18 protein-coding genes and 1 other RNA gene are annotated in these 17,660 nt (G+C 65.4%); 18 read left to right on the plus strand and 1 reads right to left on the minus strand.

The annotated features are described in order from the left end of the window. Positions 1-98 precede the first annotated feature (98 nt). Positions 99-2,138, minus strand: coding sequence for a transketolase (gene tkt / locus HG718_RS01980; RefSeq protein WP_160588753.1), 2,040 nt, complete (start codon positions 2,136-2,138; stop codon positions 99-101). 384 nt (positions 2,139-2,522) lie between these two features. Between tkt and HG718_RS01985 the strand changes: the two genes are divergently transcribed. From HG718_RS01985 to ftsH, 18 genes are all read left to right on the plus strand, one after another. Beyond that, positions 2,523-2,786, plus strand: coding sequence for a DUF4164 family protein (locus tag HG718_RS01985; RefSeq protein ID WP_027841014.1), 264 nt, complete (start codon positions 2,523-2,525; stop codon positions 2,784-2,786). A gap of 10 nt (positions 2,787-2,796) precedes the next feature. Continuing rightward, positions 2,797-3,156: a cell division protein ZapA gene (locus tag HG718_RS01990; protein WP_027841015.1), complete on the plus strand. Its 360-nt coding sequence runs from the start codon at positions 2,797-2,799 to the stop codon at positions 3,154-3,156. Between the two features lie 17 nt (positions 3,157-3,173). Beyond that, positions 3,174-3,331, plus strand: a non-coding RNA gene (gene ssrS / locus HG718_RS01995) — 6S RNA. Positions 3,332-3,361: 30 nt separating this feature from the next. Further along, complete coding sequence (locus tag HG718_RS02000) at positions 3,362-3,964, plus strand: 5-formyltetrahydrofolate cyclo-ligase (protein ID WP_160588752.1); 603 nt, start codon at positions 3,362-3,364, stop codon at positions 3,962-3,964. A 40-nt stretch (positions 3,965-4,004) separates the two neighbouring features. Continuing rightward, positions 4,005-4,832, plus strand: a complete 828-nt coding sequence (locus HG718_RS02005) for a TIGR00282 family metallophosphoesterase (protein ID WP_160588751.1) — start codon at positions 4,005-4,007, stop codon at positions 4,830-4,832. A gap of 84 nt (positions 4,833-4,916) precedes the next feature. Beyond that, positions 4,917-5,663, plus strand: a complete 747-nt coding sequence (locus HG718_RS02010; RefSeq protein ID WP_027841018.1) for a YebC/PmpR family DNA-binding transcriptional regulator — start codon at positions 4,917-4,919, stop codon at positions 5,661-5,663. A gap of 49 nt (positions 5,664-5,712) precedes the next feature. Beyond that, a complete protein-coding gene (ruvC, locus tag HG718_RS02015) occupies positions 5,713-6,258 on the plus strand; it encodes a crossover junction endodeoxyribonuclease RuvC (protein ID WP_160588750.1) in 546 nt (181 codons plus the stop codon). Further along, positions 6,255-6,890: a Holliday junction branch migration protein RuvA gene (gene ruvA, locus HG718_RS02020; protein ID WP_160588749.1), complete on the plus strand. Its 636-nt coding sequence runs from the start codon at positions 6,255-6,257 to the stop codon at positions 6,888-6,890. The genes ruvC and ruvA overlap by 4 nt, the downstream gene beginning before the upstream one ends. Before the next feature lie 22 nt (positions 6,891-6,912). Next, positions 6,913-7,947 (plus strand): Holliday junction branch migration DNA helicase RuvB, encoded by a 1,035-nt coding sequence (gene ruvB / locus HG718_RS02025; RefSeq protein WP_160588748.1) that lies wholly within the window; start codon positions 6,913-6,915, stop codon positions 7,945-7,947. Next, entirely contained in the window at positions 7,940-8,398 is a 459-nt protein-coding gene (gene ybgC / locus HG718_RS02030; RefSeq protein WP_027841022.1) for a tol-pal system-associated acyl-CoA thioesterase, read from the plus strand. Before ruvB ends, ybgC begins: the two co-directional genes overlap by 8 nt. 216 nt (positions 8,399-8,614) lie before the next feature. Next, positions 8,615-9,337: a protein TolQ gene (gene tolQ, locus HG718_RS02035; protein WP_027841023.1), complete on the plus strand. Its 723-nt coding sequence runs from the start codon at positions 8,615-8,617 to the stop codon at positions 9,335-9,337. A gap of 2 nt (positions 9,338-9,339) precedes the next feature. Beyond that, on the plus strand, positions 9,340-9,813 hold the full coding sequence (tolR, locus tag HG718_RS02040) for a protein TolR (protein ID WP_160588747.1): 474 nt from the start codon (positions 9,340-9,342) through the stop codon (positions 9,811-9,813). 10 nt (positions 9,814-9,823) lie between these two features. Continuing rightward, positions 9,824-10,747 carry a cell envelope integrity TolA family protein gene (locus tag HG718_RS02045; protein WP_160588746.1) on the plus strand — a complete coding sequence of 308 codons (924 nt, stop codon included), beginning with the start codon at positions 9,824-9,826 and terminating at the stop codon, positions 10,745-10,747. Between the two features lie 72 nt (positions 10,748-10,819). Then, complete coding sequence (gene tolB / locus HG718_RS02050) at positions 10,820-12,124, plus strand: Tol-Pal system beta propeller repeat protein TolB (protein ID WP_244617795.1); 1,305 nt, start codon at positions 10,820-10,822, stop codon at positions 12,122-12,124. 357 nt (positions 12,125-12,481) lie between these two features. Beyond that, positions 12,482-12,967 carry a peptidoglycan-associated lipoprotein Pal gene (pal, locus tag HG718_RS02055; protein ID WP_160588811.1) on the plus strand — a complete coding sequence of 162 codons (486 nt, stop codon included), beginning with the start codon at positions 12,482-12,484 and terminating at the stop codon, positions 12,965-12,967. A gap of 172 nt (positions 12,968-13,139) precedes the next feature. Continuing rightward, positions 13,140-14,153 carry a tol-pal system protein YbgF gene (ybgF, locus tag HG718_RS02060; protein WP_160588744.1) on the plus strand — a complete coding sequence of 338 codons (1,014 nt, stop codon included), beginning with the start codon at positions 13,140-13,142 and terminating at the stop codon, positions 14,151-14,153. A 5-nt stretch (positions 14,154-14,158) separates the two neighbouring features. Beyond that, positions 14,159-15,475 (plus strand): tRNA lysidine(34) synthetase TilS, encoded by a 1,317-nt coding sequence (tilS, locus tag HG718_RS02065; protein ID WP_160588743.1) that lies wholly within the window; start codon positions 14,159-14,161, stop codon positions 15,473-15,475. Positions 15,476-15,649: 174 nt separating this feature from the next. Then, positions 15,650-17,581 (plus strand): ATP-dependent zinc metalloprotease FtsH, encoded by a 1,932-nt coding sequence (gene ftsH / locus HG718_RS02070; RefSeq protein ID WP_160588742.1) that lies wholly within the window; start codon positions 15,650-15,652, stop codon positions 17,579-17,581. Positions 17,582-17,660 lie beyond the last annotated feature (79 nt).

The following is a 17,660-nucleotide window of genomic DNA, read 5'->3' on the forward strand; positions in this document are numbered from 1 at the left end:
GCCGCTTTCCCTCCCCGATTGCCGCAGGGACAGCCTTGCGCTGTGTCCCCTGGGATGGCCATGCGGGGCGGCCTTGAGACCGCCCCGGGCCGGGTGTCCTAGAGACGTTCGCGGACGGCCTGGGCCACGGCGTCCGGCGTGATGCCGAAATGCTCATAGAGCTGCTTGTAAGGAGCGCTGGCACCGAAGCCCGTCATGCCGACGAAGCCGCCGCTGTCGCCGATGAGGCGGCCCCAGCCCTGCTCGATGCCCGCTTCCACGGCCACGCGCACGGTGTTGGGGCGGATGATGTCCTCCCGGTAGGCGGCGGGCTGCTCGAGGAAGAGGTCCAGGCACGGCATCGACACCACGCGGGTGGAAACGCCTTCGGCCTGCAGCTGCTTCTGGGCGGCCAGGGCGATCTCCACTTCCGACCCAGTAGCGAAGAGGGTGGCTTTGGCGTCGCCATCGGCCGGGGAGAGCTCGTAGCCGCCGCGGGCGGAGAGGTTCTCGTCGGTGTGCTTGGTGCGCACGGTCGGCAGGTTCTGGCGGGTCAGGGCGATGACGCTCGGGCGATCAAGCGCCTTGAGAGCCAGTTCCCAGGCTTCTGCGGTCTCGACAGCATCCGCCGGGCGGAACACGTTGAGATTGGGGATGGCGCGCAGGGCGGCCATGTGTTCCACCGGCTGGTGGGTGGGACCGTCTTCCCCGAGGCCGATCGAATCGTGGCTGAACACGTAGATCGCGCGGCGCTCCATCAGGGCCGACAGGCGGACCGAGGGGCGGCAATAGTCGGAGAACACCAGGAAGGTGCCGCCATAGGGAATGAGGCCCTTGTGCAGCGCCATGCCGTTCATGGCGGCGGCCATGCCGTGCTCGCGGATGCCGTAATGGATATAGGAGCCGGAGAAATCGTCTGCGGTGACGGATTTCTGCGACTTGGCGCGGGTGTTGTTGGAGCCCGTCAGGTCGGCGGAGCCGCCTACCAGCTCCGGTACCACATCGGCCAGGCCGTTGAGCACATTCTCGGAGGCCTTGCGGGTGGCCACCGACGGCTTGTCGTCACTGAAGGCGCGCTTCAGCTTGTTGACTGCGGCGTGCAGTTCGTTTGGCAGGGAGCCGGCCATGGTGCGCTCGAATTCACGGCGCTGGGCTTCGGGGGCGGCGTCCAGGCGCTCGGCCCAGGCAGTGCGGGCCTTGCTGGCGCGCAGGCCGGCGACGCGCCAGGCGTCGAGCACGTTCTGCGGGATCTCGAAGGGGGCGGCTGACCAGCCGAGGGCCTTACGGGTGCCTTCAATCTCCTCGGCACCGAGCGGGGCGCCGTGGGAGCCGGATGTGCCTTCCTTGGTGGGGGCGCCGAAGCCGATCCTGGTCTTGCAGGCGATGAGCGAGGGCTTGTCGGTTGTCTGCGCGTGCTCGATGGCAGCGGCGATGGCATCCGGATCATGGCCGTCGATGCGGGTGGTATCCCAGCCGGCGGCTTCGAAACGGGCGAGTTGATCGCCCGATTCAGACAGGTCCAGTGCACCGTCGATGGTGATGCCATTGTCGTCGAACAGGACGATCATGCGCGACAGCTTGAGGTGGCCGGCCAGGGAAATGGCCTCGTGGCTGATGCCTTCCATCAGGTCGCCATCGGAGGCGATGACATAGGTGAAGTGGTTCACCAGGTCGTCGCCGAAACGCGCATTGAGCATGCGCTCGGCCAGTGCCATGCCAACGGAGGTGGAGATGCCCTGACCAAGCGGGCCGGTGGTCATCTCGACGCCGGGGGTGTGATCCACTTCCGGGTGACCCGGCGTGAGGGAGCCCATCTGGCGGAAATTCCTGATCTGGTCGATCGTCATGTCCTCATAGCCGAGGAGATGCAGCAGGCTGTAGATCAGCATGGAGCCATGACCGGCAGAGAGCACGAAGCGGTCACGGTCGGCCCAGTTGGGATCACGCGGGCAGAACTTCATGAAGCGGGTGAACAGGACGGTGGCCACGTCGGCCATGCCCATGGGCATGCCGGGATGGCCCGACTTGGCGTTCTCGACCGCATCCATGGCCAGGGCGCGGATGGCGTTGGCCATCATCGCGTGGTCGGCATTGGCGGCTGAAGATGTGGAAACGGGTTTGTCCGCCCCGGCGGAGGCGGTGTCTGCTGCTGTGCTCATTGCGTGGTTACCCTTGGGGTTGCCCTTGGTCCCGTGAGCGCCCCTGTTGAAAGCGCATGTCACGGCTGCCTCAAAATCTCCCCATGCCGGTCTTACGCCAGTCTGCCGGGAAGCAAATCGGTTCAGGTGCAGGGGCGCTGGTCCCTAAGCTCAGCGACCCTGTCGAATTGGGCCGGGAGAATGACGAGGTGGTCTTGCAACGTCAACATGCCCATGGCACCCCGTGCGCGAGGATTCATGTGGCGTTGACCAGCCTTGAGCGCGGTGCATACGTTATGTCACAAACCTGTTGCATATTCGCCGCGCTCGCGGGGCGGGGCGCGGCAGCCTTAATCGGTGTATTTCATTCAGTATCTCCTACGAGTCGGGATCGGCCTCTGACATATGAGCAAGCTTGATTCAGCCATGGAGCGGTTCTCCGCCGCTCTCGATCAGCTGGAAGCGGGAATCAACCGGCGCAGCATCAAGTCCCAGAACGCATCTTCCGCGGAGCGGGAGATCGCAGCGCTGCGCGAGGACCGCTCGCGGCTGGCCGACGAGCTGGACCAGGTGAAGTCGCAGGCCAGGCAGCTGGACGAGACTGCCGGTGATGTATCGACCCGGCTGGAAGAAGCCATTGCCGGCATCCGCGCCGTGCTGGAGCCATAGGAACGCGCCGATGCCGCAGGTAACCGTGAAGATCAATGGCCGCAGCTACACGCTGGCCTGTGACGATGGCGAGGAAGAGCACCTGGAAGGGCTCGCCGCCTATCTGGACAAGCACGTGACCACATTGGCCCAGGGCGTGGGGCAGGTGGGCGACCAGCGGCTGATGCTGATGGCGGGACTTCTGGTGGCGGATGAATTGTCCGAGGCGCTGGGCGAGGTGCAGGCCCTGAAGGACGAGGTGGCCACGCTCAAGCAGGACCGCGTGGGAGCTGCGACCAAGAGCCAGGACGCGGAAAACCAGGTGGCCGAGGTGCTGGAAGCAGCCGCCCGCCGCCTTGAAGACATTGCCGGACGCCTTGAGGCTTCCTAAGTAAGACGGCTACAAGATCAGGGCTGCCTGGTGCGCCAGGAGCCATATTGCTCGGGGCCTTACGGTCTCCTAGGGAGCTGTCCCTGCCTCGGCCCGTGGGCTGGGGCATCACGGCGCCCACCTACTTATGTAGGTTCCCGGGGATCTCCGCTCCAGCGGCCAAGGCGGCCCTACCTTGTATCCTTCTTCCTCGAAGTCCTCCGGAATGACCGAGCCCTCCTTTCCGACAGCCGGTGCACAGCCCGTCAGCAAGGCTGAGCTGCGGCGTCACGCGGGGCTGGTGCGCCAGCGCGAGGCGCGGCGGCTGGGACAGGCGGCGGGTGACCGGATTGCGCGTCACGTGCTGGATGCGGTGCCGCTGCGGCCATTCGAGATGGCAGCGGGCTACTGGCCCGTGCGGGCGGAGGCTGACCCGTTGCCTCTGATGCTGGCCCTGAAGGCGATGGGGCACGGGCTGTGCCTGCCTGAGGTGGCGGCCCGCAACGCGCCATTGCTGTTTCGCCGCTGGCTGCCCGGCGAGCCGCTGACGGCGGGGGCATATGGTATTCCGGCACCGGGGGCGGGGGCGCGGCTGGTGACGCCCAGCTTGGTGCTGGTACCGGGCGTGTGGTTTGATAGACAGGGTGCGCGGCTGGGCTATGGCGGCGGGTTTTATGACCGGACGCTTGAGGCCCTGCGGCGCGGCAGACGGCCGACCATTGTCGGCATTGCCTATGACGCGCAGCTGGGGGACAGGCTGGCGCGCGAGCCGCATGACGCGGTGATGGATTTTGTTGTGACCGAAAGGCGGGTCATCCGGACACGGTAGTTTGGAGAGCGGCCTTGTCGGCGAGTAGGAAATTGTCCTGATGCGACTGATGTTTCTGGGTGACGTGGTGGGCCGGGCCGGCCGGGAAGCCGTTGTGGATGCCCTGCCGCGGCTGCGTGCCGATCTTGATCTCGATTTCGTGGTGGTGAACGGCGAGAACTCCGCCGGCGGGTTCGGCATTACGGAAAAGATCGCCACCGAGATACTGGACGCCGGGGCGGATGTGATCTCCGGCGGGAATCACTCCTGGGACCAGCGGGAAGCACTGGTGTTCATCGAGCGCGAGCAACGGCTGCTGCGGCCGGCGAATTATCCTTCCGGCACGCCGGGGCGCGGGGCCGGGCTGTTCGAGGCGCGGGGCGGACGGCGTGTGTTGCTGGTGAATGTGCTGGGACGCGTGTTCATGGATGCGCTGGATGATCCGTTTGCCACCGTGGAACGGGAACTGGCGGCTGCGCCGCTGGGCGATGTGGCGGATGCGGTGATCGTCGACATGCATGCGGAAGCAACTTCCGAGAAGATGGCGATGGGCCATTTCTGTGATGGCCGGGCGTCGCTGGTGGTGGGGACGCACAGCCATATTCCGACGGCGGACGCGCAGTTGTTGCCCGGCGGGACGGCGTATCAGACCGATGCAGGAATGTGTGGCGACTATGACAGCGTGATCGGCATGCAGAAGGATGAGCCGCTGAACCGGTTCACCACCAAGATCTCTTCCGGGCGTTTTCAGCCCGCGGACGGGGATGCGACCGTGTGCGGTGTGTTCGTGGAGACGGACGATGCGACCGGCCTTGCGACCCGCGTTGAGCCGATCAGGCTTGGCGGGCGGCTGAAGCAGACGATGCCGGGGTTGATGGCGGCGGAGTAGGCCCGGTCTAGCTTTTTCGGGTCGGAATTCTCTATAACCCCGGTCACTCACCTGACATGACTGACGCAGCTGGAGCTTGAGCCCATGGCCGGCCACTCACAATTTAAGAACATCATGTACCGCAAGGGCGCGCAGGACGCGAAGCGGTCGAAGATTTTTGCCAAGCTGGCGCGCGAAATCACCGTGGCCGCGAAGCTGGGCATGCCGGACCCGGCCATGAACCCGCGCCTGCGCGGCGCCATCCAGGCGGCGCGGGCGGAAAACATGCCCAAGGACAATATCGAGCGCGCTATCAAGAAGAGCCAGGGCGGTGACGACGCGAATTTCGAGAATGTCCGGTATGAGGGGTTCGGCCCCGGCGGCGTCGGCATCATCGTCGAGGCGCTGACCGACAACCGCAACCGCACGGCCGGCGAAGTCCGTGCTGCCTTTTCAAAGAATGGCGGCAATCTGGGTGAAACGGGGTCGGTGTCCTTCATGTTCGACCAGGTGGGGCGGATTGAGTATGCCGCTGACGTCGCGGATGCAGACGCGGTGTTCGAGGCCGCGATCGAAGCAGGTGCCGATGATGTGACGTCGGATGATGACATCCACGAGATCATCTGTGCGGCTGACGCGCTCAATGAAGTGTCGACAGCGCTGGAAGCGCAGCTGGGTGAGCCGCGCAAGGCGGCGCTGGTGTGGAAGCCCCAGAATGTGCTGGATGTGGATCAGGATGCAGCCTCAACGCTGCTGAAACTCCTGGATGCGCTGGACGACAATGATGATGTTCAGCAAACCTATGCCAACTTTGAGATTTCCGATTCGGTTCTTGAGAGCCTGACAAGCTGAGGCACCGGTCCCCCAGAGGGCGGCCTGCTTGGAAGGCAGGGCAGGCTTGATGGCATCTTCCATCCCCACAACTTCCGGCCACCGGCGGCGTCTGCTGGGCCTTGATCCGGGCCTGCGGGCCACGGGCTGGGGTGTCGTGGATGTCGAGGGCTCGCGGCTGTCGCATGTGGCAAACGGTACGGTGACCTCGCAGGCCCGTGACAGTCTGGCTGAGCGCCTGTTGGCCATTCATTGCGGGCTGGAGGCCGTCATCCGCGAATTCAACCCGCAGGAAGCAGCCATCGAAAGCGTTTTCGTCAATCGCGACGGGCAGGCGACGCTGAAGCTTGGCCAGGCGCGCGGGGTGGCGATCCTCGCAGCCGCGCAGGCGGGGCTGGAGGTTGCGGAATATGCGCCCAACCACATCAAGAAATCCGTCGTGGGCGCGGGACATGCGGACAAGCGGCAGATGATGACCATGGTAACGATGCTGTTGCCGTCATGTGATCCGCATTCGGAGCATTCCGTGGATGCCCTGGCGGTGGCGATCACCCACGCCCATGGCAGCGCCGGGGCCGCGCGGGTGGCGTCTGCCATTGCAGGTGGGCGGGCATGATCGGCAAGCTCAAGGGTGTGGTGGACGAGACAGGGCTCGACTGGGCGCTGATCGACGTGGGCGGTGTGTGCTATCTGGCGTCATGCTCGGGGACCACATTGCGGCAGATCGGCAGGCCTGGGGAGGCTGCCATCCTCCATATCGAAACCTATGTGCGGGAAGACCAGCTGCGCCTGTTCGGCTTTGCGACTGAAGCGGAGCGTGAATGGTTCAGGCTGCTGCTCAGCGTTCAGCGGGTGGGCGCCAAGGCGGCGCTGGCGATTCTGACGGCGCTTGATCCGCAGGCACTGGCGCGGGCGATTGCGTTCAAGGACGCCAAGGCCATTGCGACGGCGCAGGGCGTGGGCCCCAAGGTGGGTGAGCGCATCGTGGCCGAACTCAAGGACAAGGTGCCTGCATCCCTTGCCATGGCCAGCCAGGCCGGCGGGGGTGATGCGGGCGAGGAGGCATCTGCCGTACCGGATATGGCCCCCAACACCGCCGAAGCGGACGCTATCTCGGCACTGGTCAATCTCGGCTATGCTCAGGCGCAGGCGGCGCAGGCTGTGTCGCGGGCTGTGACCAAGGCGGGAGACGATGCTCCGGGGGCGGAGCAATTGATCCGCATGGGGCTGAAGGAATTGGCCGGGTGATCCGGCCAGGTAAGGGAAAGTGATGTCGGACCGCGTGGTGCATGCGGATTTCCAGGCCGAGGACGGGGCGGACCAGAATATCCGTCCCGGGGCGCTGGATGCTTTTGTCGGCCAGGCGCGGGCGAAGGAGAACCTGTCTGTCTTCATCCAGGCGGCGCGGGCGCGCGATGAAGCGATGGATCATGTGCTGCTGTCAGGCCCGCCGGGCCTGGGCAAGACGACGATGGCGCAGATCGTGGCGCGGGAGCTGGGCGTCAATTTCCGTTCCACCTCGGGGCCTGTGATCGCCAAGGCGGGGGATCTGGCGGCGCTTCTGACCAATCTCGAACCGCGGGATGTGCTGTTCATTGACGAGATTCACCGTCTGTCTCCGGCGGTGGAAGAAATTCTTTATCCGGCGATGGAGGATTTCGAGCTTGATCTGATCATCGGCGAGGGACCGGCGGCGCGGTCGGTGAAGATCGACCTTGCGCCTTTCACGCTGGTGGGCGCGACGACGCGGGCCGGGCTTCTGACCACGCCGCTAAGGGACCGGTTCGGCATTCCGGTGCGGCTTGAATTTTATACCGACGACGAGCTTGAGAAGATCGTGAGCCGGGCGGCAACGATCCTGGATGCGCCGCTGACGCGCGACGGGGCACTCGAGATCGCGCGCCGGTCGCGCGGGACGCCGCGGGTGGCGGGGCGGCTTTTGCGGCGGGTCCGTGATTTCGCGGCGGTGGCGGGGGCGACCGAGATCAACGCCGTGACCGCTGACAAGGCGCTGAACCGGCTTGAAGTGGACAATCGCGGGCTTGATAGCCTCGATCACCGCTATCTGCGGACCGTGGCGCTGAAGTTCGGCGGCGGCCCGGTGGGCGTGGAAACGATCGCCGCTGCCCTGTCGGAAGCGCGGGACGCGATCGAGGAAGTGATTGAGCCCTATCTCATTCAGCAGGGCTTCGTGCAGCGGACGCCGCGCGGGCGTCTGCTGACCGGTGCCGCCTTCGAGCATCTGGGACTGAGCATACCGGCGACGTTCGAGGGCGTTCAGACGCGGCTTTTTGAAGATGAGTGATCGGGTGGCGGACGAGCTGGGCCCGGCGGGCAGCCTGAGCGATGACGGGCTGCATGTGATGCCGGTGCGGGTCTATTACGAGGATACGGATGCGTCCGGCATCGTCTATCACGCGAATTATCTGCGCTTCATCGAGCGGGCGCGCACGGATGTGCTGCGCTGCGCGGGGCTGGACCACCGGCGGATGATGGATGCCGAGGATTCAACGGCTTTTGCCGTGCGGCAGATGGACATCCGGTTTCACGCGCCGGCGCGGCTGGATGATGCGCTGGAGGTGCGCACCCGGTTCACGGAACTGAGGGGCGCGCGCATCCGGGCGGCGCAGAGCGTGTGGCGCGGGGAGACGTTGCTGTTCGAGGCGCAGGTGGAAGTCGCAGTGCTGGATGGAGCGGGCCGGGCCCGCAGAATTCCGGCATTTGTGCGCGACGCGCTTGCCGCCTATGTTGGTTAACACGCTGGATGTGGACCAATCTGTTTCGGGGCGCTTCGTTGCGGCGGCACACGCCGCAGTTTCGACACAAAATCACGGGAACAAGGCGGAAAGGGCGGGATGCCGTGACTTTCCGGCTGAATATCTTTGTGCCGCGCGGCAGCTCTGCCGCGGGCGAAAATCGCTGCCCCTGAGGCGGCGAACAGGACACGAACCCAAGACCAGGACGGGGTGACGATGGAGCCGGATCTCATCACCAACGCGGCGGCGCAGGTCGCCGAGACGGATTTTTCACTGATAAGCCTGTTTCTGCGGGCGGATATCGTGGTCAAGGCGGTGATGATCGGGCTGTTCGCGGCATCGATCTGGAGCTGGGCGATCATCTTCGAGAAATGGGGCCGGCTGCGGACCGTCAACCGTAAGGCCGAGCGCTTCGAGCAGGTGTTCTGGTCGGGCCAGTCGCTTGAGGACATCTACCAGAATATGGGCCACCGGCCTGACCACCCGATGTCGACGCTTTTCGTGGCGGCGATGCGGGAGTGGCGGCGGTCGGCTGAAATCGGTTCGCGGGCCATTCACGGGCTGCAGGAACGTATCGACCGGGTGATGACCGTCTCGATCGCACGGGAAACGGCGCGGCTGGAGCGGGGGCTTCTGTTTCTGGCCACTGTTGGTGCCACGGCGCCCTTCATCGGGCTGTTCGGCACGGTGTGGGGTATCATGAACTCCTTCCAGGCGATTGCCGCGACGCGCGACACGAACCTTGCCGTGGTGGCGCCGGGCATTGCCGAAGCGCTGTTCGCCACGGGGCTTGGCCTTTTGGCCGCCATTCCGGCGGTGATCGCCTACAACGCCTTTTCCACCTCGCTGAACCGCTACGCGACGCGGCTTGACGGGTTTGCGGACGAGTTCTCCGCCATCCTGTCCCGTCAGATCGACGAAACCCGCGAAGGAGCCTGACCATGGCAGCCGGTCCGATGAAGCCGGCGGGGGGCGGCGGAGGCTCATCACGCCGCCGCAGCCGCCGTCCGCGCGCGCCGATGAGCGAAATCAATGTCACGCCCTTTGTGGACGTGATGCTGGTGCTGCTCATCGTCTTCATGGTGGCCGCCCCGTTGCTGACGGTGGGGGTGCCCATCGATCTGCCGCAGACGAAGTCGCAACCGCTCCAGGAAGACACGGAGCCGCTGACGGTGACGGTGAACGCGGATGGGGAAATCTATCTGCAGGAAACCGTGGTCGAGATCGACGAGCTGTCGTCGCGCCTGCTTGCCATCGCCAAGGGCGGCTACGAAGAGCGCGTCTATGTGCGCGGCGACAAGAACGTGGCCTATGGCGACATCATGCAGGTGATGGGCACGCTGTCGTCGGCTGGTTTCCGGCGCATCGGCATGGTGACCGAACAGAGCGCACCTGACAGCGCGGACAAGAGGTAACCGGGAGCAGATGCGCGGCGGCGTTCTCATCTCCGGTCTGTTGCATGTGGCACTCGTGGTGATCGCGATTGTGGGCCTGCCTGCGCCGTCGCTTGCGCCCGTCGATGTGGCACAGCCCATTCCGATCGAGATCGTCGAGATCGATGAATTCACCCGCATCACCCGGGAGCCGGAACCTGAAGCTCAACCGGCCCCGCCGGAACCTGAGCCCGAACCGGAGCCGCAGGATGCACCGGAGCCGGAGCCCGAGCCGCAGCCGGAACCCGAACCCGTCTCCGAGCCGGAGCCTGCGCCGGCGCCTAAACCCACCCCGGCACCGGCCCCCGAGCCTGAACCCGCTCCGGCTCCTGAGCCTGAGCCCGTTCCCGCGCCTGAGCCCGAACCTGCGCCTGAGCCTGAGCCGGAGCCGGAAGAAAAAGTGAATGTGGCGCCGCCCGCACCGCCTGCGCCGCGCCTGCGCCCCACGCCACCCAAGCCCGTGGTGCAGGAGCGCAAGCCAGCTTTTGATCCCGGCCGCATCGCCGCCCTGCTCGACAAGCTGCCGGAAGAGCGCAAGCCCGCCCCCCAGCGGCCGCAGCCTGCACCGGAAACCCCGCAGCAGCCGCGCATCGGGGCGCAGACATCGCTGACGATCTCAGAGCTTGATGCAATCCGGCAACAGATCAGCCAGTGCTGGTCACCGCCGGTCGGTGCCACAAATGCGGCTGATTTGGTGGTCACCATGCTGATATGGCTGAACCCGGACGGTTCCCTGGCGCGTCCCCCGCAGGTGAAGGGCGGACCGCTGGTGCCGTCCTCGTATCAGCGGGCTGCCCAGGATGCGGCGCTGCGCGCGGTTCGGCGCTGTGCGCCTTACCGTCTGCCGGTAGAAAAGTATTCGTCCTGGCGCGAAATCGAATTGACGTTTGACCCCAGCCGCATGTTCGGCGGCTAAGGTCAATCTAACCGAATGATCCGGGAGACGGATATGATCGCTGGCAACACGGAACGTCGGGGGACGCGTTTTATGGGGTGGGTGCCTGTTATCGTGCTGGCTGTGCTGATGATGCCCGGGGCGGCGCTGGCGCAGCTGAAGATCGACATCACGCAAGGCAATATCGAGCCGCTGCCACTGGCGGTGACCGACTTCGTCGGCAGCGATGAGGCGGCCGCTGAAACGGGTGACAAGATGGCCGGTGTGATCCGCGCCAATCTCGAGCGCTCGGGCCTGTTCCGGCCGATCAGCGAAGCGGCCTTCATCGAAAAGATTTCTGACCCCAACACGGCGCCGCGCTTCGGTGACTGGCGCATTCTTGATGCCCAGGCGCTGCTGACGGGCGGTGTGACCCAGGAAGCGGACGGTCGGCTGCGTGTCGAGTTCCGGCTGTGGGACGTGTTTGGCGAAGAGCAGTTGATCGGCCTGCAGTACTTCACCAAGCCGGACAATTGGCGGCGGGTGTCGCACATCATTTCTGACGCCATTTATGAGCGGCTGACGGGCGAGACCGGCTATTTCGATACGCGCATCGTGTTCGTGTCGGAAGCAGGCCAGAAGGGCCAGCGGGTGAAGCGGCTGACCCTGATGGACCAGGACGGGCACAATCCGCGCTTCCTGACCAATGGCAGTTCGCTGGTCCTGACGCCGCGCTTCTCTCCGACCAATCAGGAGATCACGTACCTCTCCTATGCGGGGGGCAGCCCGCGAGTCTATCTCTACAATATCGAGACGCGCCAGCAGGAAGTGGTGGGCGAGTTTCCGGGCATGACCTTCGCGCCGCGCTTCTCGCCGGATGGCGACAAGGTGATCATGAGCCTGCAGCGCGGCGGCAATGCCAATATCTATGAGCTCGACCTGCGCACGCGGGCGACGCGGCGGCTGACCAACTCCCCGTCGATCGATACGTCGCCCTCCTACGGGCCGGCGGGGCGTGAAATCACCTTTGAAAGCGACCGGGGCGGCACGCAGCAGATTTATGTGATGAATGCGGATGGCTCGAATGTCCGCCGCATCAGTTTCGGCGAGGGACGCTATTCCACGCCGATCTGGTCGCCGCGCGGAGATCTGATCGCGTTCACCAAGCAGTATAAGGGCCGCTTCCTCATCGGGGTCATGCGCCCGGACGGCACCGGCGAGCGCATTCTGACCGAGGGCTATCACAATGAGGGGCCCACCTGGGCGCCCAATGGCCGCGTGCTCATGTTCTTCCGCGAGACACCGGGGGAGCGGGGCGGGCCGTCGCTTTGGTCGGTGGATCTCACCGGCTACAACGAAAGGCAGGTTCCGACGCCGGGATTCGGCTCGGACCCGGCTTGGTCTCCCTTGATCCGCTAGGGTGGTTGCGGCTACCGTCCAGCCTTGGGATCCAAGGGCATTTAGGGGTGTTTCCGGCGTATCTGTCCCATCCGGGGCGAAATGATTGGAAACCTTCGTCACATTCCGCGGTTAGGCTTGTTCCGGAGAACAGCGGGACGAGCCACATGCTGCGGCAGGTGGCGGCAAAGTTTGGAACGCAGTCCATTCCTGTTCTTGGGTTTGCGGTCCGGGGTGCAACCAGATTGTTGGGCTATATCGGCCCGCGTTGGCAGGAGACTTTTTGATATGACCACTGCGTTGATCCGTTCGCGGACAATGACTTTCGAGGGGACGGCCAAGGGCGCTTCCTTTGGCTTTTCGGGCCGCGCCGTGAAGATGGCGCTGGCCGGCCTCGCCGCCCTGGCACTGGCCGCGTGCAGCTCCGATCCGGAGCAGCCGACCGTGCAGGCCACCACCGCTCCGGCTCCCGCCGCGCCGGCCGGGCCGACCCCGGGTTCGCAGCAGGACCTGGTGGTGAATGTCGGTGACCGCGTCTTCTTCGACACTGACCAGTCGTCGCTGCGGGCCGATGCCCGCGCCACGCTGCAGCGTCAGGCTGCCTGGCTGAACCAGTACCCGAATGTGCGGGTGACGCTGGAAGGCCATGCGGATGAGCGCGGCACGCGTGAATACAACCTTGCGCTGGGCGCCCGCCGCGCCAACTCGGCCAAGGACTACCTGGTGAGCCTCGGTGTCGCGCCGTCGCGCGTCCAGACCATCTCCTTCGGCAAGGAGCGCCCGGTGGCGCTTTGCTCCGATGAGAGCTGCTGGGCCCAGAACCGCCGCGCGGTGAGCGTGGTGACGCAGGGCGCAGGCTCGTAAGCCACCTGCGATCCTGACAACGGAACGGGGCGTGCATCCTTGGCGGATGCGCGCCCCTTTTCGTTTGCCGTGTGGTTCAGCGCGCGCCGGTGGTGCTTGCGCCGGGCCTCAATTTCGACAAGCTTGTCGGGATATTTTCCGTTCCGCTTTTCTGCCTTCCGTGAGACCCGTCATGCCGAAATTCCGCATTGTTCTCCTTCTTGCCGCGGGGCTTTTGCCTGCGATTGCCGTCGGTAGCGTGCTGACCGCGGGGCCCGTGGCAGCGCAGCAATCGGTTACCGATACGCGGGCGCTCTATGACCGCCTGCTGCGGCTGGAGCGGGACCTGCAGGATGTGCAGCGGTCGGTCTATCAGGGTGGCGGGCAGGCCCAGAGCCTGGCGTCCGGTGCAGGGCAGGCGCCGAGTGGTGCGTCTTTGAACGCGACGGATGCGGCACGGATTTCCCTGCGGCTTGACCAGATCGAGCAATCGCTGCGCGACATGACCGGGCAGGTGGAGCGGCTGCAGTTCGAGGTGCGGCAGGCAAACCAGCAGCTGGAGAATTTTCGTGCGGACACGGATTATCGTCTTCGCGAACTGGAGGGGACGGGCGGCGGGTCGCGGCAAGTGAGCCAGGCACCGCAGGCTGCCGCTCAGACGCAGACACCGCAGCTGACGCCGCCGCCGACTGAAAAGCCGTTAAGCGCGGCCCAGCAGGCGAGCATCGGGACGCTGGGTGCGGTGTCAGCCGGTGCTGCGGCCTCCACGTCCGGGGCGGCGCCGCGCCAGCTTGCAACGCCGTCGACCGGTCTGCCGGAGGGCGGGCCGGATCAGGCGTATAAATATGCCATGAGCTTCCTCCGGCAGCGGGATTATGCGGCGGCGGAAACGGCATTCTCCCAGTTCCTTGAGCAGTATGGCGACACGAATCTTGCCGGGAATGCCCAATACTGGCTGGGGGAGACCTATTATGTGCGCGAGCAGTACCAGGATGCCGCGCGGGCCTTTCTCACCGGCTATCAGCAATATGCGTCCAGCCCCAAGGCGCCGGACAGCCTGCTGAAGCTGGGCATTACCCTGGCAGCGCTGGGGCAGACGCAGGATGCCTGCCTCACCCTGGCTGAGGTGCCGCGGACATTTCCCAATGCACCGCAGAGCGTGAAGGCACGGGCCGAGCAGGAGCGCTCGCGCGCGGGCTGCGTCTGACGGCGGTGCGCGGGGCGGGTACAGTTCCCTCAGCCGAGGCGCTTCTGGCGGGTGTTGATCTGCCGGACGGGGCGCCGCTTGCGGTGGCGGTGTCCGGCGGGCCGGACTCGATGGCCCTGCTGCACCTAGCGGCGGAGCACGGGCGGCAGACGGGCCGTGAGGTGACGGCGCTGACGGTGGATCATGGCATCAGGCCGGAAGCCGCGGAGGAAGCGCTTCAGGTCGCCGCATGGTGTGCGGCGCTCGGGGTTCCACACTATATTCTTGCGTCTGACGCGCCCGCGCCGGCTGCGGATATCCAGGCCTGGGCGCGGCGACTGCGCTACCGGCTGATGGGCGCATGGTGCCGTGAACGAGGGGTAGCAGCGCTGCTGGTTGCCCATAGCCGTGATGACCAGGCGGAGACTTTCCTGCTGCGGCTGGGCCGCGGCAGCGGCGTGGACGGGCTGGCGTCGATGGCACGGGACGTGACCCGTGAGGGCTTGCGTATCCTGCGGCCGCTGCTTGCGACCTCGCGGGAGGACTTGCGGGTCTTTCTGGCAGAGCGCGGGCAGGACTTCATCCAGGACCCGTCAAATGACGACACGCATCACGCGCGGGTGCGGATGCGGCGGCTGATGCCTGCGCTGGCAGCCGAGGGGATGACGGCGGCGCGGCTTGCGGAAACGGCCGGGCGGCTGGCAATTGCGCGGGATGCGCTGGATGGGTGGATGCGGGCGCATGTGAAGGCCAATGTCCGTTTCTTTGGCACCGGCCACGCGGTGATGGACCGGGCGGCCTTCTGTGACGTGCCGGAGGATATCGGGCTCAGGGCCCTGGCGGCGCTGGTGCGGGGGGTCGGCGGCGGGGTCTATCGCCCGCGGCTTGCGCATACGACATCGCTGCTGGCGCGGCTGCGTGAGGCAGGGTTCAAGGGGGCGACGCTCGGGGGCTTGCGGTTTCAGGCCCGGGGGGCGGAGGTTCTGGTGTGCCGCGAGGGGCGGGCGCTGGCAGGACCTGCCGGCACGCGCGACGGGCGGTTTGACTGGGACGGGCGGTTTTCAGTCAGTGTGGATGACGCAGCAGCGGCGGACTCCCTGCATGTAGCGGCGCTGGGCGCGGCAAACTGGCGGGATATCCGCCATCAGCCCGGGATTCCTCAGCTTCCCGCGATGGTCGGCGGCAGCCTGCCGGCGCTCTACCGGGAGGGTGAATTGGTGGATATCCCCGGTTTTTTTCAACCGGATGAGGCAGGGGCGCTGTCGGCCCGAGCCTTGTTCGTTGCGCCTGCGCGGGCCGGACTGGCTGCGGGACCAATTGCCACGGGGCAGGCCAAGCCCTGATTGGAACAGGGCTAAACCCTTGATGATCAAAGGGGGTTAACCGTGATTGGAATAGCTCTAATGACTGGTAATCCTTTATTGGCTGCCTATGTTTCACTATGCTGACTGATAGCCAGAAACCTGCAGCGCCAGGGCGAGTTGTGCCCGGGCGCGCTGAATAGGACAAAGCTTCCCGTGAACAATTTCCGCAACTTCGCGCTCTGGGCCATCATTGCTCTCCTGCTGGTCGCGCTGTTCAACCTCTTCCAGACGCCCACGCAGCAGGCCGGTGGCAGCAGTGAGATTTCCTTCTCGCAGCTTCTCGCCGAGGCTGATTCCGGGGCGGTGTCGGAAGTGACGATCCAGGGCGAGAAGATTACCGGCTCCTACTCCGATGGCCGGACCTTCTCTACCTATGCGCCGCCGAATGCCAATGTGACCGAACGCCTCTATGAGCGCGGTGTGACAATTTCTGCCCGGCCGAGCAATTCGGATTCTCCGACGCTGCTGAGCGTGCTGGTGTCGTGGTTCCCGATGCTGCTGCTGATCGCGGTGTGGATTTTCTTCATGCGTCAGATGCAGGGCGGCGGCGGCAAGGCCATGGGCTTCGGCAAGTCGAAGGCCAAGCTGCTGACCGAGCGGCATGGCCGGGTGACGTTCGATGACGTTGCAGGCGTGGATGAAGCCAAGGACGACCTGCAGGAAATCGTCGAGTTCCTGAAGGACCCGCAGAAGTTCCAGCGCCTGGGCGGCCGCATCCCCAAGGGTGCGCTGCTTGTTGGCCCTCCGGGCACCGGTAAGACGCTGATTGCGCGTGCCGTGGCGGGTGAAGCCAATGTGCCGTTCTTCACGATCTCCGGGTCGGACTTCGTGGAAATGTTCGTCGGCGTCGGTGCGTCCCGCGTGCGCGACATGTTCGAGCAGGCGAAGAAGAACGCACCGTGCATCATCTTCATCGATGAAATCGACGCCGTGGGCCGCCATCGTGGCGCGGGCCTTGGCGGCGGCAATGACGAGCGCGAGCAGACCCTCAACCAGCTGCTGGTGGAGATGGACGGCTTTGAGGCCAATGAAGGCATCATCCTGATTGCCGCTACCAACCGTCCGGACGTGCTGGACCCGGCGCTGCTGCGTCCGGGCCGTTTCGACCGCCAGGTGGTGGTGCCGAACCCGGACATCATGGGCCGCGAGAAGATCCTCAAGGTGCATATGCGCAAGGTGCCGCTGGCGCCGGATGTGAACCCGAAGACGATTGCGCGCGGTACGCCGGGCTTTTCCGGTGCGGACCTTGCCAATCTGGTCAATGAGGCGGCGCTGCTGGCTGCCCGCCGCGCCAAACGGCTGGTGACCATGGCCGAGTTCGAGGACGCCAAGGACAAGGTGATGATGGGCGCCGAGCGCCGCACCATGGTGATGTCCGACGACGAGAAGAAGCTGACCGCCTATCACGAAGGCGGCCACGCACTTGTGGCGCTCAACGTGCCGTCCACCGACCCGATCCACAAGGCGACGATCATTCCGCGTGGCCGGGCGCTGGGCATGGTGATGCAGCTGCCGGAAAGCGACAAGCTGTCGATGAGCCGCCAGGAAATGGCGTCGCGCATGGCGATACTGATGGGTGGCCGCGTGGCCGAGGAAGTGGTGTTCGGCCATGACGCGGTGACGGCCGGTGCCGGCTCGGACATCGAGCAGGCCACCAAACTTGCCCGCAACATGGTGACCCGCTGGGGCATGTCGGATGATCTGGGCCCGCTGGCCTTCGGCGAGAACCAGGAAGAAGTGTTCCTGGGGCACTCCGTGGCGCGCAACCAGAACATGTCCGAAGAGACGGCCCGGCGGATTGATGCCGAGGTGACACGGCTGGTGAAGGAAGGCCACGAAGAGGCCACGCGCATTCTCACCGAGAAGCGTGACCAGCTGGAAATCATCGGGCAGGGGCTGCTTGAATATGAGACGCTCTCGGGCGACGAGATCAAGGCACTGCTCAACGGCCAGAAGCCGACGCGCGATGAGGATGACGACACGACGCCGGAGCAGGGGACAACGTCCTCCGTGCCGACGGCGGGCCGCCGCCACTCCAGCGAGCCGGGCTCCGTACCGCCGGGGGCCGAGCCGCAGGGCACCTGACGGGCGCGTCTTTTCAAAACACATGAGTGGTCATGAGGCCCGGAAGCGATATGCTCCCGGGCCTTTTGATTATCCGGAC

This window comes from Pyruvatibacter mobilis, assembly GCF_012848855.1.
In the GTDB taxonomy this organism is placed as follows: Bacteria; Pseudomonadota; Alphaproteobacteria; order CGMCC-115125; family CGMCC-115125; genus Pyruvatibacter; species Pyruvatibacter mobilis.